Source organism: Enterococcus sp. LJL98, from assembly GCF_054871745.1.
The window spans coordinates 48,222-64,472 of record NZ_JBTXLU010000001.1 but is presented as its reverse complement, the minus strand read 5'-3'; the positions used below and the strand labels follow the sequence as shown (position 1 = coordinate 64,472).

Genomic DNA, 16,251 nt, shown 5'->3' with positions numbered 1-16,251 from the left:
TCAGTGTTAGAAAGACAGATTGAATTGAGAGGAAAAGCGACAACCAACTATAGCCATTTTAAGAGAATCGCAAATCCTAAAAGAAGAAAAACAAGTGGCAATAAAAAGAGTTCATATTTTTCAATTTTTGCTTTGATTAAGGGGTTATTCCCCATCTTTTCACCTAAATGACACCAAATTGGAACGAGTAAAATAAAAACCATAAGGACCAACAACCAGTCGGCTAAAGCGTAGTGAGAAAATAACGAAGCATACACACCAATATTATCCGCACCACCAGAAACAATTAATAACATCACTGGTAAAACGCCCCATGTTCTGGGTGCTTTCATCGAACTGGCCTCTGCTGAAGATGCTTTTACTAAATCAGCAGTTTCCGATGCAATCTGTCGTTGATCCCACCATAGTTTCAAGCCAATCATCATTGGAATAATTCCTAAAAGGTGTACATAATCCACGAGGAGCGCTCCGATACCATAACTGAAGCAAAAACTAAATAAGGTAAGACTACCTAGACCAAGATACTGTCCCCATAAGATGTCTCGTTTTTTAAAACGAGGTCCAACTTGGGAAAATAAAAACATTAATAAAAAAAGATCGTCTATATTCGTCGAGACAAAGCCAATGATTGCTGTAAGGATGACTTGAATCAAACGTTTCCCTCTCCTTTATTGTATTTTCCAATTCGAAAAAAGTTCAGTCTTTCCCCTAAGGAAAAGACCAAACTTTTATTTTTTACATCAAACTCTTTAATTCAACACCTGGGTACTTATCCGCAAACCAACGTTCCGCAAATTGGTTTTCAAATAAGAACAAGGGTTGATCGAAACGGTCCCGAGCCAAAATATTTCGACTCGAACTCATTTTTTCATCTAAGTCTTTGGGATCAATCCAGCGAGCGATTTTAGAGCCCATTGGTGTCATCACAACTTCAGAATGATATTCGTTTAACATGCGATGTTGAAAGACTTCAAACTGTAGTTGACCCACAGCACCTAAAATATATTCTTCTGTTAAATAGGTTTTATATAATTGAATGGCTCCTTCTTGAACCAACTGATAAATCCCTTTGTGAAATGATTTTTGTTTCATGACGTTTTTAGCAGATACTTTCATAAATAACTCTGGTGTAAAGGATGGGAGTTCTTCAAAGGCGACATTTAGTTTTCCTTCATAGATGGTATCCCCAATTTGATAATTTCCCGTATCATAAATTCCGATAATGTCTCCTGCAACCGCCTCTTGCACGTTTTCACGCGCATCTGCCATAAATTGAGTCACGTTACTTAATTTCATTTTTTTCTTGGTTCGTTCAAGTGTCACATCCATCCCTCGTTCAAAGGTACCTGAGCAAACGCGAACAAAAGCAATGCGGTCGCGATGAGCCGGATTCATATTTGCTTGAATTTTAAAGACAAAACCTGAAAATTCCTCTTCCTCAGGACTTAAGGTCCGGCCATCTGCAAGCTCATGAGCATAAGGAGCATGGGCAAACTGTAAGAAAGTTTCTAAGAAGGTTTGGACACCAAAATTCGTTAGGGCAGACCCAAAAAAGACTGGCGTTTGCTCGCCGCGATCAACTTTTTCAGGGTCAAACGAATCGCCCGCTTCCGTTAATAACTCAACTTCCTCTAAGACTTGACTGTAGATGCTATTTTGTCGGAGTGGGTGGTCACTTGGGATTTCGCCATTTTCATCTAGGGGGACAAAGGCTTCGCCGCCATAATTGTCTGGACGATAAAATTCCACGCGTTTATTATAAATATCGTATAAGCCCTCCAAACCTTTTCCCATCCCCAATGGCCAGTTCATTGGATACGATTCAATATCTAACACTTCTTCAAGTTCTTCTAATAAATCGAGGGGGTCACGACCATCTCGATCTAACTTATTAATAAAAGTAAAAATTGGAATGCCTCGACGTTTTACGACTTGAAACAATTTCTTCGTTTGCGCTTCGATCCCTTTGGCACTATCAATTACCATCACGGCACTATCAACGGCCATTAAGGTACGGTACGTATCCTCAGAAAAATCCTCATGCCCCGGGGTATCTAAAATATTCACTCGTTTCCCCTCATAATCAAATTGCATGACTGAACTCGTTACCGAGATTCCCCGCTGTTTCTCAATTTCCATCCAGTCGGACGTCGCAAAGTTTCCTGTTTTCTTTCCTTTCACAGTCCCTGCTTGACGGATTGCACCACCAAAATATAATAGTTTTTCTGTAATCGTTGTTTTTCCCGCATCCGGGTGAGAAATAATCGCAAAGGTGCGACGACTATCCACTTGTTGTTTTAAATTCGGATTTTTCATTGATTTATTCGTTTTCCTTTCTTTCTAAAAAATCAGTCATTCAAAAGCCTGCAATCATAGTGACCGGCTCTTTCGCCTCAACTAGTTTAACATGAAAAGGTTTCTCGAAAAAGAGTTTGTACTTAAATAAAAAGGAATTGCTCGCTTTTGCGCCACAATTCCTTTTGTTACTTTCAGTTAAATTATTTTTTTGAGTCTTCTTCTTCAGTGTCTTTACGGAAAAATCGTCGTTCTTCTTCAACTTTGTCTTCCACTGCTTCAGGTTCTTTAAAGATGACCCGAATTTTAAGTACACGTGACCCTTCAATCTCTTCAGAAATTAAAGTAATGTTGCCTTTGTCTAAAGTAAGCTGGGTTTCTTCTTCTGGAATCGCTCCTAAAGCAGTGATGAAGTAACCAGCCATTGTATCGACGTCCGGCATTTCTAAATGCTCATCAAAGGCATCGTTAAATTCTTCGATTTGCATACGCCCTTGAATAATATATTCGTGCTCGCTTATCTTTTCATATAAGGTTTCGACTTCATCGGATTCATCGTCAATTTCACCAACGATTTCTTCCAATAAATCCTCAAGAGTCAAGAGACCAACCACACCACCATATTCATCCAGCAAAATAGCCATATGATTTTGGGTTTTCTTCAACTCATACATTAAATCATCAATAAAAACAGTTTCGGGTACAAATAAGGGCTCTTGCATTAAAGACTGTAAATTTAATTCACTAAAGCCGACCTCATATGCCGCTTTTAATAGTGTTTTCGTGTGTAAGACGCCAATTACTTTGTCTTTGTCTTCATTATAGACTGGGATACGAGAAAAATTCGTATCTAAGATGCGACGCAAAATGTCTGTGACATCGCCATTAATATCGACCATAAAAGCATCTGTTCTAGGGACCATAACCTCACGGGCTACTTTTGTATCTAAAGCAAAAATTCCTTGGAGCATTTCAAGCTCGTCTTCTTCTAAAACGCCTTCGTTTTCCAACATATAACGCATTTCATCGCGTGTCATCTTCGAATTTTCATCATCAAAGGTCATTGGCGTTAAGCGTGATAATAAATTCGTTGACGCAGATAACAACCAAACAAAGGGTTTCGTGATGACACCTAAAATACGAATGACGCCTGAAGTATACATTGCCACTTCCTCGGACTTATTCATCGCAATTCGTTTCGGATAGAGTTCACCAAAAACAATTGAGACATACGTTAAAATTGCAAGTACAATAAATGTTGCGATGCTTCGAGCCGCTGCACCGGTTCCAATAAAAGGTGCCAGACGAACAGCTAAACTGTCAGCTAAAGAGGCCCCTGATAAAATATTCACCAAGGTTATACCTACTTGAATCGTAGATAAAAAGTTCGTTGGATTTTCTAGTATTTTTAAGATTTTTTGTGATTTCCGATCGCCTTCTTCGGCTTTTTGCTCGACGCGATTTTTATTAATTGACACGACTGCAATTTCTGATGCAGCTAAAAAAGCATTAATTAACGTTAAGACGACGAGTAATATTATTTGCGCTAGTAGCGACTGACTGTCGGGGTCAGAATTCATAGTTGTTTCTCTCCTTGTTTTTGCATAATTGGTAAAAAAAAGCGTGGACTTATCCACGAGAGAATCGTATCATAAAGCGCGTTTCTTTGCAATAAAAAAACGAAAACTCTTTCAAGATTCGAGTAAGGAATCATCTTTTCCTTTTCCCTTTTCTCTTTTCAGGTTATACTCCTTTTAGAGGGAGGGAAAACAATGATTATCAGAGAAACAAAAGATACAATGAGTCAAACCTATCTGGACGCTTTACGTATACGTCAAGATGTTTTTGTAAAAGAACAACAGGTACCTCTTGAACTAGAAATTGATCGAGATGAAGCTTATGCGATTCATTTTGTCCTTTATGAAGATGAGAAGGCCCTAGCGACTCTAAGATTACTACCGATCAGTGATTCCAAAATAAAATTACAGCGAATGGCTGTCGTTAAAGAAGCTAGGAAAAAACAATTAGGCAAACAGCTAATCTTATTTGCTGAGAAATTTGCAAAACAACAAGGATTTGAACTTGTCTCTCTAGGTGCACAAGAAGCGGCCATCCCATTTTATAAAAAATTAGGTTATCATCCTGAGGGAGAACCTTTTATGGATGCAGGTATCTCCCATCGTATGATGACAAAAAAATTACCAAACCTATAAACGATAAGGGAAAGGAAGAAAAAGCAGTCAACCGTCCCAAGGAAGCGGCTACGTTTATTTTCTCCATATAACAAAAAAGAAGAGGCCTTTTCAGCCTCCTCTTTTTTGTTATTTTTGCGACAATTGCTTGTAGCGCTCATACCATATATCGATATATCCTTGGGAAAAGGGACCCTTTCCGTTGTTAATCCAGTCTACTAAAATTTTGACATTTTCTTTCAAAATATAATCAATGTCTTCCGGATAGCCCATGATTTTGCTGTGCAACTCATATTCATCCACATCTAAAAGACGTTTTTCACCATCAGGAAAAACCTTGATATCTAGATCGTAGTCAATATACTTTAGTGCTTCTTCATCCAATAGATAGGGTGAAGCCAGATTACAATAGTAAGAAACACCCTTTTCTCGAATCATTGCAATGACGTTGAACCAATATTTTTTATGAAAATACACAATCGCTGGTTCTCGAGTAACCCAACGTCTGCCATCCGATTCCGTCACTAATGTGTGGTCATTCACGCCAATCATCGAATATTCACTGGTTTTCAATACCATGGTATCACGCCACGTGCGATGCAAATTGCCATCATGTTTGTAGCTTTGGATGCTAACAAACTCTCCTTCTTTTGGAACGCGCATAGCAACCCTTCCCTCAGCGAATTCTCGCATTTGTTTGGGTGTTCATCACACCAACCTCGTAAACATTATAGCAATAAAAATGCTTCTTGCCTACAAATCTTTCTGAACTTTATGATTTTGGGTCCATTGTTTCACCAATTTTTGTTGAATGGTCGGAAAAACGAGTGTTTCAAAATCCGCTTCTCTTACCCAGCGACTCGTTTCAACGGTCAAAGGCGCATGTGTTCTCCCATAAAAGAGCAGGACATGCCAGCGTAAATGGCTAAAAACATGCTTGACTTCTTTCAAGTGTCGTTTTTGCCAGGTTACGGGATAGTTTTCAAAAATATCAAATGGCGCGTCCTCTGCAACGAAATCCAGTGTTCCTTGGACTGCTTCTTTTGAATATTGGGTCTGATAAGCAAGAAAACGTTCTTTAGACACTTCCTCTAAAGGAAAATGCCACATCTTCGCCAGCAACCCTTTTTCTGGGCGTTGTATGATTAAAAATTCTTTTTCCTGGTTCTCGATAACCCCTGCAACGTAATAGACATCTTTTGGTGGTTGTTTTTTTGTCTTAACAGGATAGTTGACTTGCGTCTTGGTTTGATACGCGTAACAAAAGTCTTTTAAAGGACAGTTTGCACAATCTGGACTCGTTGGCGTACAAATACTTGAGCCCAAATCCATAAAGGCTTGGTTCATATCGCCAGGTAAATCCGTTGATAAGATTTCTCGAAATCCAGCGTCAAAAACTTTACGGCTACTCGCCTTTGCAATATCTGCATCAATTCCTAGCAAACGGCTGCCAACACGCATTAAATTGCCATCAATCGCAGGTTCTGGCAATCCAAAAGCAATGCTCGCAATCGCACCTGATGTGTAGGGCCCTATCCCTTTTAATGTTTGAATGTCAGCTAACGTTTGTGGAAAGTGGCCTTCAAAATTTGCCATCACTTGCTGTGCAGCTACTTTTAGATTACGTGCCCGAGAATAATAACCGAGTCCTTCCCAGACTTTTAAAAGTTCTTGTTCATCCGCTTGAGCCAAAGCTTCAATCGTTGGGTATTTCTCAATAAAACGATAATAATAACCAATTACCGTCTCCACTCTCGTTTGCTGGAGCATGATTTCAGAAATCCAAATAAAATAAGGATTTTTTGTTCCACGCCAAGGTAAATGCCGTTGGTGTTGATAGTACCAAGCAAGAAACCGCTCATTAAAATCATCGACTTCTGCTGCCTGCCACTGTTTTAATTGTTCACTCTTCATCTATAACTTCCTCGTCAATAAATTGTTGAATTTGATCAATGCTAAATCCTTTTTGATACAATTGATTTTTAATTTTTTGCACACGAGTAGGATAGGGAAATCGCTGCTGTCGACGCAAAGCCTTTTGACCTTCTTTCATTAAGTTCTCCCATTCAGCTGTCTCATCTTTTTCTTGCGGCAATTGACTAAGGGCAAACTGAATAACCTCCTGATGAAACCCTTTTTGTATTAAATGGCTTCGCACTCGACTAAGCCCCTCTCGATGACTGCGATTCTGGTTTTTTTTCCAGTTCTTTTCAGCCGTTTTTACGGCAACCTCTCGTTGCGCCTCATCGGTATATAAATCAATGGCTGTTCCAATGATATTTTCTGCAATCCCCTTTTTCTTTAGTTGTTGACTCAAATAAAAGGGGCCTTTATCTCCTAAACGCATTTGCGTGCGAATATAACTTTCAGCATAAACCAAATCGTCAATTAATTTGAGCTCTTTCAATCGTTCGATAATTTTTTTTCGATCAGGACTCGAAACGTCTTTCTTTTTTAAATATTGCAACATTTCCAGTTCACTACGCAATTGGTAACTTACATAGTTATAGGCCAGTTGCAATCCAAGTGCAAAACCCGCACTCGCCTTTAATTCTTCAAATAATGTTTGTGAAACTTCCTCTCCTTTTAACAATCGGTGTTTTACTAATAAGTCCTCTGAGACTTTGACCTTTTCGCCTCCTTCAAAGCTTAGAAGGTAAAAATGATTTTTCTCTAATGTAATTTGCTTAATAATCAATCCGCTCACTCCTTAAATAGCCATCTATTAGTCTAACATACTTTTACAAAAGGGTAGAAAACTATGTTAAAATAAATCTAAAAAAGACTCGAGGCTGATCAATGACTTCCGTACAATTAAAAGAAAATCAAACGGTACAAATAAAAATCAAACGTTTAGGGATTAACGGTGAAGGTATCGGCTATTATAAAGGGCTCATTGTTTTTGTCCCGCGTGCGTTACCTGGTGAGGAAGTACGTGCCAAAATCACAAAGCCAGCTGAAACATTTGCTGAAGCAACACTGATTCAAATTATTAAAGCCAGTCCCGATCGAATAAGCCCTCCATGTGCGGTCTATGATCGCTGTGGTGGTTGTCAATTGCAACATTTAAAGTATGCCAAGCAATTAGATTTCAAAAAAGACTTATTGAAACAGGCTTTAAAGAAATTTAAACCGGCTAATTATGAAAAATTCAAACTCAAGCCAACGATTGGCATGGACGACCCTTGGCATTATCGGAATAAAGCACAATTTCAACTACAGCTGAATCCAACAACCGGACAAGCAGAAGCCGGGCTCTATGAAATGAACTCCCATCGGCTCGTTGCCATTGATGACTGCCTCGTTCAAGAGAAAACCACACAAAGAGTTATCAATACGGTGATCGAGTTGGTCAATCAATACCAAACACCCATCTATCATGAACAAAGAAACAGCGGTATTTTGCGCACCCTGATGGTCCGGATTGGAATTGAAACCGGTGAAGTCCAACTTGTCTTTATTACGACGACGCCAAAATTTCCTAAAAAAGCAGCGATTATTCGCGAAATTAATGAACGCCTGCCTGAAGTAGTCTCGATTATGCAAAATATCCAAAATAAGAAAACATCGCTTGTTATGGGTGATGAAACCATTCACCTTTGGGGAAAAGAAGCCATTGAAGAAAAAATCAATGACTTAACATTTGATTTATCTGCCAGAGCCTTCTTCCAATTAAATCCAAAGCAAACCAAAGTTTTATACGATGAAGCTCGCAAGGCACTTGACTTAAAACCTAATGAAACTCTAGTCGATGCTTACTGCGGAGTTGGCACGATTGGCTTGAGTCTCGCGCACTTAGCCAAAGAAGTTCGCGGCATGGACATCATTCCACAAGCGATCAACGATGCCCAAGCCAATGCACGACGAAAAGGCTTCAAGCACACGCGTTACGAAGTTGGAACAGCAGAAGAACTACTCCCTAAATGGCTAAAGGCTGGTTTTACACCCGATGCAATTGTTGTCGACCCACCAAGAACGGGCTTAGGCGAACCTTTATTAAAAGCACTTACCCGTTTTCCAGCAAAAAAACTCGTTTATGTGTCTTGCAATGTCTCCACACTCGCGCGCGATTTAAAAAGTTTAACCAAAACCTACCAGGTGGATTATTTACAATCCGTTGATATGTTTCCGCAAACTGCGCGTTGTGAAGTGGTCGTAAAATTAACAAAAAAATAAATGCAAGAAGGTGTGACAAAAGTCGTTTTGCTCTGAGAAACTGGAGGGAAATTCGAACAATCAGCTTTTTCAATTGTGCGATTTTCGTGAAATTTCCGAAAGCGCAGCCTTTTGTTGCCCCTTTATCCGCCAACCCTTCAAAAAACGCTAAGGGGGCTGTGACATCTGTCATAGCCCCTTAGCGTTTTTCTGTTTTCTTTTTAGAACATATCAAACAATGACAACTGGTTTTCATCGGGTAAATCTTTCAAAACACCATTTTCAGTCATATATTCAATAACCGTTTTTGAAACCTTGCCACGATTGGCCAGATCCTCTTTCGATAGGTAGGGACCATCTTTTCGTGATTCTACAATTTGATTGGCCACGTTGGCACCCAAACTTGGAACGGCACGAAAAGGTGCAATTAATTTATTCCCTTCAATCACAAAATTTTCAGCATCGGATTTGTATAAATCAATCATGCCAAATTCATAGCCACGTTCCAGCATTTCATTGGCAATTTCTAAGACGGTTAATAGATTTTTCTCCTTCATTGAAGCATCCATCCCCTTATGATTGATTTCATCAATTGCATCTTTGACTGCCTCTTTTCCTTTAGACATTGCGACCAAATCGAAATCTGACGCCCGCACTGAGAAGTACGCACAGTAATAGAGAATCGGAAAATAGACTTTAAAATAAGCCACTCGTAAGGCCATTAAGACGTAGGCGGCCGCATGGGCTTTTGGAAACATATACTTAATCTTTAAACAAGAATCGATATACCATTCCGGCACATTTTGTTTCCGCATCTCCGCTTGCCAATCATCTGGAATTCCTTTTCCTTTTCGTACTCCTTCCATAATGTTAAACGCTATCCCGTCATCAAGACCGGCATGCATTAAATAAACCATAATATCATCCCGACAGCCAATAACATTGGCTAAATCCGCAACCCCATTTCGAATGAGTTCTTCTGCATTTCCTAACCACACATCAGTACCATGGGATAGGCCCGAAATTTGTAATAACTCGGCAAAGGTTGAAGGGTGGGTTTGATCTAACATGCCCCGTACAAAGCGCGTACCGAACTCTGGAATCCCTAAGGTACCTGTTTTAGAATAAATTTGTTCTGGTGTCACGCCTAGAACATCCGTGCCTTCAAAGATTCGCATAACCTCAGGATCATCAGTCGGAATGGTGATTGGATCAATCCCCGATAAATCTTGCAACATCCGAATCACCGTCGGATCATCATGGCCTAAAATATCAAGTTTTAAAATATTGTCATGAATCGAATGGAAATCAAAGTGGGTCGTCTTCCATTCAGAATTCAAATCGTCTGCTGGATATTGAATCGGGGTAAAATCAAACACGTCCATATAATCAGGAATAACAATAATCCCCCCCGGGTGTTGACCTGTCGTTCGTCTGACACCCGTTGACCCTTTGGCTAATCGATCAATTTCTGCCGTACGTAAGTGGAGATTGTGGTCGCGTTCATAGCCTTTTACGTAACCAAAGGCCGTTTTATCTGCAACGGTACCAATCGTTCCCGCTCGAAAAACATAGTCCTCCCCAAACAATTCTTTTGTATAATTATGGGCTTGAGGTTGATATTCACCCGAAAAGTTTAAATCGATATCGGGGACCTTATCTCCATGGAAACCTAAGAACGTCTCAAATGGAATATCATGCCCATCTTTTTTCAAGCGCGTTTCACACTTCGGACAAGCTTTTTCTGGCATATCAAACCCGGAACCATAGGAACCATCTTCATAAAATTCCGAGTATTGACAATTGGGACAGTAATAATGAGGAGCTAAAGGGTTCACTTCCGTAATCCCTGTCATCGTCGCAACAAAACTTGACCCGACCGAACCACGAGAACCAACAAGATACCCATCCGCATTACTTTTATGAACCAATTTTTGAGAAATCAAATAAATCACGGCAAAACCATTACCGATAATTGAGTCTAATTCTTTTTTCAAACGTTTTTCAACTATGTCTGGCAAAGGGTTACCATAAAGTTCCTGCGCTCGTTGATAACTTAAATCCGTAATTTCTTGTTCGGATCCTGGAATTTTTGGCGTGTAGAGGTCATCCTTCACCGGAACGACTTCCTCACAACGTTCCGCCAGCGCATTCGGATTCGTCACAACGATTTCTTCAGCCACTTCATTGCCTAAAAATTGAAATTCCGTCAACATCTCATCGGTTGTACGGAAGTGAACCTTCGGCAACGTTTGGCGATTTAATGGATTGGCATGCCCCATTGAATGAATAAGTATTTTTCGATAGATTGCGTCTTCCTCATTCAAATAATGCACATTTCCTGTCGCAACGACTGGTTTTCCTAATTCTTGGCCAATCCTCACTAAGTTGCCAATAATCTCTTCTAGATCTTTTTCGCTATCAACCAATTCTTGTTCAATCAGGTGAGCGTAAACTGCCTTGGGCATGACTTCAATATAATCATAAAAAGCCGCTTTTTCCTTTGCCTCTTCGTAACCTTTTTGCATCATTGCAACAAAGACTTCTCCCTTATCACAAGCTGTACCAATTAACAGCCCTTCTTTTAGCTTTACCAATTCCGTTCGTGGAATTCTTGGGACTTTTCCATGAAAATAAGTAATATTTGAAAGAGAGATCAACTTAAACAAGTTTTTTAAACCCGCTTGCGTTTCTGCTAAAATCGTCGCGTGAAACGGACGAGCTGCCTTAATGGAATTGGCACTGCCCACATGTCGGTTTAAATCTTCATGTAAGAGCATTTGATGTTTCTCCATGGCTTCTTTTACAAAAATCCATGCTAAGTGGCCCGTCGCTTCCGCATCATAAATTGCACGGTGATGTTGGGTTAAGGCAACGCCAAAACGTTTGGATAAGACACCTAGGCCGAAACGTTTGTATTCAGGATAGAGATAACGCGCCAACTCCAATGTATCAATGACTGGATTGTCTGCTTCAGGCATTCCATGACGTTTATAAGCCATATTAATAAAACCCATGTCAAAGGACGCATTATGTGCCACTAAAATACAATCTTTTGAAAACTCACGAAAGGCACGCATCACTTCTTCTTCACTTTTCGATCCTCGAACCATTTCATCGGTAATCCCTGTTAATTCAATCGTTGTTTTTGATAATGGATGACCGGGATCCAGAAACTCTTCAAAAGTTTGTTCAACGTTCCCTTTATTCATTTTAACCGCTGCTAACTCGATGATTTGATTATAAACAGCAGAAAGGCCGGTCGTCTCCACGTCAAAAACAACATAATTTGCATCGGTTAAGGGTACTGGCTGAGCATTGTATGCCACTTCCACCCCATCATCTACAATATTGGCTTCAATCCCATAAATGACTTTCACTCCTGCCTTTTTCCCTGCATGGTACGCATCTGGAAAAGCTTGAGCCCCCCCATGGTCGGTAATCGCAATCGCCTGATGACCCCACTTTCCAGCTTGAGCAACGAGATCGCTAATACTATTCGTTGCATCCATCGTGCTCATGTTTGAATGTAAATGCAACTCAACCCTTTTTTTATCGGCCGGGGCGTAATCTTTACGACTTTCGTGTGCCACTTCCATTAAGTCCTGGGCATTCATGACTAAATCGCGCATAAAAGTGTCCTCTTGAACGCTCCCTCGTACCTTTAGCCACATCCCTTTTTTAATGGCTTCAAAAACTTGCTCATCTCTTTCACCATTTGAAAATTTCTTAATGATAAAAGAAGAAGTGTAATCGGTCATTTTAACAATCAGAATCTTACGTTTTGAGCGCAGTTCTCGAACTTCAACATCAAAAACATAGCCTTGGATGGTCACCCGACGCTCTTCTTCTAAAATATTGGACATCGGAAGAATCATTTCATCTGTAGGGATATTACGTCCTAAGACAATCGGTCCTTCTACTGGGCCTGCTTCTTTTTTGCGTTTCTCATTTGATGCAATTGCTTGTGCAGCTTGCTCCATAAACATTGCTTGCTGCTTTTCTTGCCGTTCTGCCAAATCTTTTAAATCCGCTTCAACTTGTGCTTGGTTGACTTGCGGGATAATTTTAAAGCGTTTAAAACCAAAACTTTGATATTGTTCCTCCAAAAAAGGCAAATACTGCTGTTGCAAGATACTAATCACTGCTTCATTCGTCACAGGTAAATGCACTTTCGTCCCCACAAGAGTCGGCAATTGACTTTTTAGGACTTGTTTAACAAAAGGGGTTTCACAATCTGGATGATCCAAGGCTAAGAACCAGTAGTCTTGTAGAATCGATTCTTCTAATACGTCATTTTTCGTTTGAATCTTCATTGAAATCTCCGCGATATCCTTAAACGCCAGTATAAGATGTTGTTTGAAATTTTGATACAAAGCTACTGGTAAAACGTCAGCAAATTGAAAATGAAATGCCCAAGACTTCGTTTGTTTATGGACAAAAACTTGCATAATTTCACCGGTTTGAATTAAAGGATGTTTTTTCACATCAGAACTTACATTCATTTGCTCTAATAATAGATTGAATTTTTCTTTATTTGTCGACAAGCTTTTCACCCTTTTCCTCTCAATAGTACTAGTATACGATTTTTCTCACGAAAAAGTCTAGGAAACCTTTCAGAGGTTCCCCAGACTTCTTGGTTATTCTGCCGAATGGTAAAGAATGGTCAATGTATCTGCCAGTTCTTCTTTACGAACTTCCACCACCGCTTGTGTTTCTCGAATTCTTACTTCAAGAATTCCTTCTACTGCTTTTTCACCAATGCGAATTTCCACCGGACAACCGATTAAAGCTGCTTCTCGCTGTTTTTGCGCTAACTCACATTCGCGATCGTCAATCAATACCTGATAATCTTGCGCTTCCATCATTGCCTCAACCTCAGTCACTAACTCTTCTTGATACTTATCCGCTAGATTTGTTGGAAGTACATGTAGATCAAAAGGTGCCACTTCCTCTGGCCAAATGATTCCAGATTCATGACTGTGCTGCTGAGCAATCATTAAAAAGAGTCGACTTAAGTCCAATTGGTAATGACCGATGTTAAAAGAAAAAGAAGTTGCTTTTTTTTCAGGTTGTTTTTTATAGAGTTGTCCAATTTTTACTCCTGTTTTCAAATAGAGTTCGCCTACACCATCGGGTGAAGGATCTCCTTCTTGTACAAAGCTAAAATCGGAAAATTGGCCTGACGGAAAATCTCTTAATGGATTAATATTCTCAAAATATGTCTTACTACCGTCTAAAGCTTCCATCTTAAGATTTGTTAAAAATTCAACTTCTACATCACCCAAATATTGAACTTCTGGGGATAAATGCCAGACATCCAATTGTTCCAGTCGTTGACCAAAATATTTTTCAAAGTCTTTACTTTTTACTTCAACGACTTTCTTCTTCATAAATTGACTCACTTTTGCTAAGTTTAGCTGCTCTTCTTTTAATAAAAATAAAAGAATTGGTTGCTTACTTGCCCGTAAAAAATAGGGTTGTAGCCATTCTCTAGCTGCAAAAGCAAGTTTTTCTACTTTGATTTCTTTTTTCATTAATGGTAAGAACGAAGCGTGTGATTTTTTTGACGTTAATAAACGGGTAGCAATCCCGATTTTCCCTCGATAATCACTTGCACTTGATGCAAAGTACTGCTCCGTTCCTGTTAAACTATCCGCAATAATTTCTTTGGTTTCTTCTTGCTGTGAGCTTTGATTAAAAGCGATCACACTTTGATAGCTTACTTCACAACGGTCCAGTATTCGATGAAACAATTGTTCGTAACGATGATAGTTTTCACTAAGTTCAACACTCGTTTCATGAAAAGAAAAAATATCTAAGTAAGTCGATTCTAACTTAGCCAACAAGTGATCATTTTTTTTCCCTTGTGTATTTAACGCCGTTTGGATTTGATAAAGCTGCATCGCTTTTGGCCGTTGTTTATTTTTTTGTTCGGTTAATAAAAGTTCTGTTAAATAATCTTCTGCATGTAAAGCCGATTGAACCGGCAATTGAAATTCGACAACAGATAATTGTTCCAGTTCATCTGTCACAATTTGTTTGATTTTTTCAATCACTCGCATCGCCAAAGGTAAAAAGACATACTGGTCCTCTTGAAACGAGCCCAAAAATCCCGCTTCTAAGAGGAACCTCTGACTCGGGTCATCAACCTCTTCCTTTGCAATTATTTGAAAATCTGGTATTAACAGGTTTGACTGTTTCATTTTTCTCTCCTTTACCAACTATTTGTTACTTTTAAAAGAAAAAGCGCTGAATGTCATTCCAAGTAACAAACACCATCAACAACATTAAAAAGCCAAAACCAATAATAGAAATCAGGCCTTCTTTTTCTTGACTTAAAGGCTCCCCCCGAATGCCTTCAATCAAATTTAATAATAATTTTCCCCCATCCAATCCTGGAATCGGTAATAAATTGAAGATGCCAAGGTTCATTGAAATCATTGCCATTAGTGCAATCACCGTCATGATTCCTTGTTTTGCCGCTTGGGAAGACAGTTCATAAATAGCTACTGGCCCTCCCAATTGATTCACATCAAAGTGAAAAATAATATTCCTCAATGCTGCTAGTATTTGAGTAAAACTCGCAATGCTTTCCTTAAAGGCTCCCGCGACTTTATCAAAAAAGCCTGTTTTCATTGGCGCAAATATTCCAAGTTGGGCATATTTTTGGCCTTCCACTTCAGTAAACTTTGGCTTCATCTTAAAAATCTTTTCTTGACCATCTCGTTGCACGACAAGGGTCAAATCCTCTTCGGCATATTCTTGGATCAATGTCCGCACACTCGTCCAACTCGTCACTTTCTGATCGTTAATTGTTAAAATTTGATCCCCTGCTACCATACCTGCCACAGCTGCTGGCGCATTTGGCTCCACTCCTGATATAACTGTCGATTGAGGATCAACAACGCCTCCTCGAGCAAAGACAATGACTAGGAACAAAACAAAAGCTAAAATAAAGTTATTCATTGGCCCCGCAAAATTAGTCAAGGCACGCTGCCACAACTTCGCGGACTGAAATTGCTTCTCTCTTGGAGCAATTCGGACCTCCGTCCCATCTTCTTCGATTATAAAAGCATCAGGATTCACTGAATACGTGATTGTTTGGCTTTCATCACCATTCATAAAACCAGAAATCGTCAGGTCATCTACAAGATCATGACGGACAACTTCGAAAGGGACACCATTTGTTAGCTGCACTTTTTTACTCGTGTTGATTTTTGTCACAATCCCCTTTTCATCAAATAAAAGAGTAATCGGTGTTCCTGGCTTCATTTCTTCCTCTTCTTCATAACCAGCCATTCGGACATAACCACCCATCGGTAACCCGCGAATCGTGTAAGCTGTTCCGTCTTTTCCTTGATGACTAAATAGCTTAGGACCCATACCAATCGCGAACTCGCGAACAAGTATGCCTGCTTTTTTTGCAAAATAAAAGTGCCCTAATTCATGGATAACGACGACTACCGAAAAGACAATTAGAAATGTCAAAATCGTCTTCATATATCTTCCTCACTTTCAATACTGTCTTATTTTTATTTTCACTCAGTCCACAAGTATCTTCACCATTTTATCATATCTAAGTATTTTCACAATTGTTCTCGTATTT

11 protein-coding genes are annotated in these 16,251 nt (G+C 39.5%); 2 read left to right on the top strand and 9 right to left on the bottom strand.

The annotated features are described in order from the left end of the window. Positions 1-47: 47 nt before the first annotated feature. From ACYSNO_RS00305 to ACYSNO_RS00295, 3 genes are all read right to left on the bottom strand, one after another. Positions 48-653: a cadmium resistance transporter gene (locus tag ACYSNO_RS00305; protein WP_461729062.1), complete on the bottom strand. Its 606-nt coding sequence runs from the start codon at positions 651-653 to the stop codon at positions 48-50. 82 nt (positions 654-735) lie between these two features. Beyond that, positions 736-2,316, bottom strand: a complete 1,581-nt coding sequence (locus tag ACYSNO_RS00300) for a peptide chain release factor 3 (protein ID WP_461729061.1) — start codon at positions 2,314-2,316, stop codon at positions 736-738. A 182-nt stretch (positions 2,317-2,498) separates the two neighbouring features. Then, positions 2,499-3,875 carry a hemolysin family protein gene (locus ACYSNO_RS00295; RefSeq protein ID WP_461729060.1) on the bottom strand — a complete coding sequence of 459 codons (1,377 nt, stop codon included), beginning with the start codon at positions 3,873-3,875 and terminating at the stop codon, positions 2,499-2,501. A 192-nt stretch (positions 3,876-4,067) separates the two neighbouring features. Here ACYSNO_RS00295 and ACYSNO_RS00290 point away from each other — a divergent pair, with 192 nt between their 5' ends. Further along, a complete protein-coding gene (locus ACYSNO_RS00290) occupies positions 4,068-4,508 on the top strand; it encodes a GNAT family N-acetyltransferase (RefSeq protein ID WP_461729059.1) in 441 nt (146 codons plus the stop codon). Positions 4,509-4,616: 108 nt separating this feature from the next. On the opposite strand, the gene ntdP is transcribed toward ACYSNO_RS00290, so the two are convergent. The 3 genes from ntdP to recX all read right to left on the bottom strand — a co-directional run bounded on the left by ntdP (position 4,617) and on the right by recX (position 7,185). After that, the gene (ntdP, locus tag ACYSNO_RS00285) at positions 4,617-5,150 is read right to left on the bottom strand and encodes a nucleoside tri-diphosphate phosphatase (protein ID WP_461729058.1); all 534 of its coding nucleotides are present in this window, start codon (positions 5,148-5,150) and stop codon (positions 4,617-4,619) included. A 90-nt stretch (positions 5,151-5,240) separates the two neighbouring features. Continuing rightward, a complete protein-coding gene (gene mutY / locus ACYSNO_RS00280; RefSeq protein ID WP_461729057.1) occupies positions 5,241-6,401 on the bottom strand; it encodes an A/G-specific adenine glycosylase in 1,161 nt (386 codons plus the stop codon). Then, positions 6,391-7,185, bottom strand: coding sequence for a recombination regulator RecX (recX, locus tag ACYSNO_RS00275; protein ID WP_461729056.1), 795 nt, complete (start codon positions 7,183-7,185; stop codon positions 6,391-6,393). Before recX ends, mutY begins: the two co-directional genes overlap by 11 nt. A 101-nt stretch (positions 7,186-7,286) precedes the next feature. Here recX and rlmD point away from each other — a divergent pair, with 101 nt between their 5' ends. Then, positions 7,287-8,663, top strand: a complete 1,377-nt coding sequence (gene rlmD / locus ACYSNO_RS00270) for a 23S rRNA (uracil(1939)-C(5))-methyltransferase RlmD (RefSeq protein WP_461729055.1) — start codon at positions 7,287-7,289, stop codon at positions 8,661-8,663. Between the two features lie 200 nt (positions 8,664-8,863). Here rlmD and ACYSNO_RS00265 read toward each other — a convergent pair whose 3' ends face one another. From ACYSNO_RS00265 to rseP, 3 genes are all read right to left on the bottom strand, one after another. Continuing rightward, complete coding sequence (locus tag ACYSNO_RS00265; RefSeq protein WP_461729054.1) at positions 8,864-13,189, bottom strand: PolC-type DNA polymerase III; 4,326 nt, start codon at positions 13,187-13,189, stop codon at positions 8,864-8,866. A 93-nt stretch (positions 13,190-13,282) separates the two neighbouring features. After that, entirely contained in the window at positions 13,283-14,848 is a 1,566-nt protein-coding gene (locus ACYSNO_RS00260; protein WP_461729053.1) for a His/Gly/Thr/Pro-type tRNA ligase C-terminal domain-containing protein, read from the bottom strand. Between the two features lie 31 nt (positions 14,849-14,879). Next, positions 14,880-16,145, bottom strand: a complete 1,266-nt coding sequence (gene rseP, locus ACYSNO_RS00255; protein WP_461729052.1) for an RIP metalloprotease RseP — start codon at positions 16,143-16,145, stop codon at positions 14,880-14,882. Positions 16,146-16,251 lie beyond the last annotated feature (106 nt).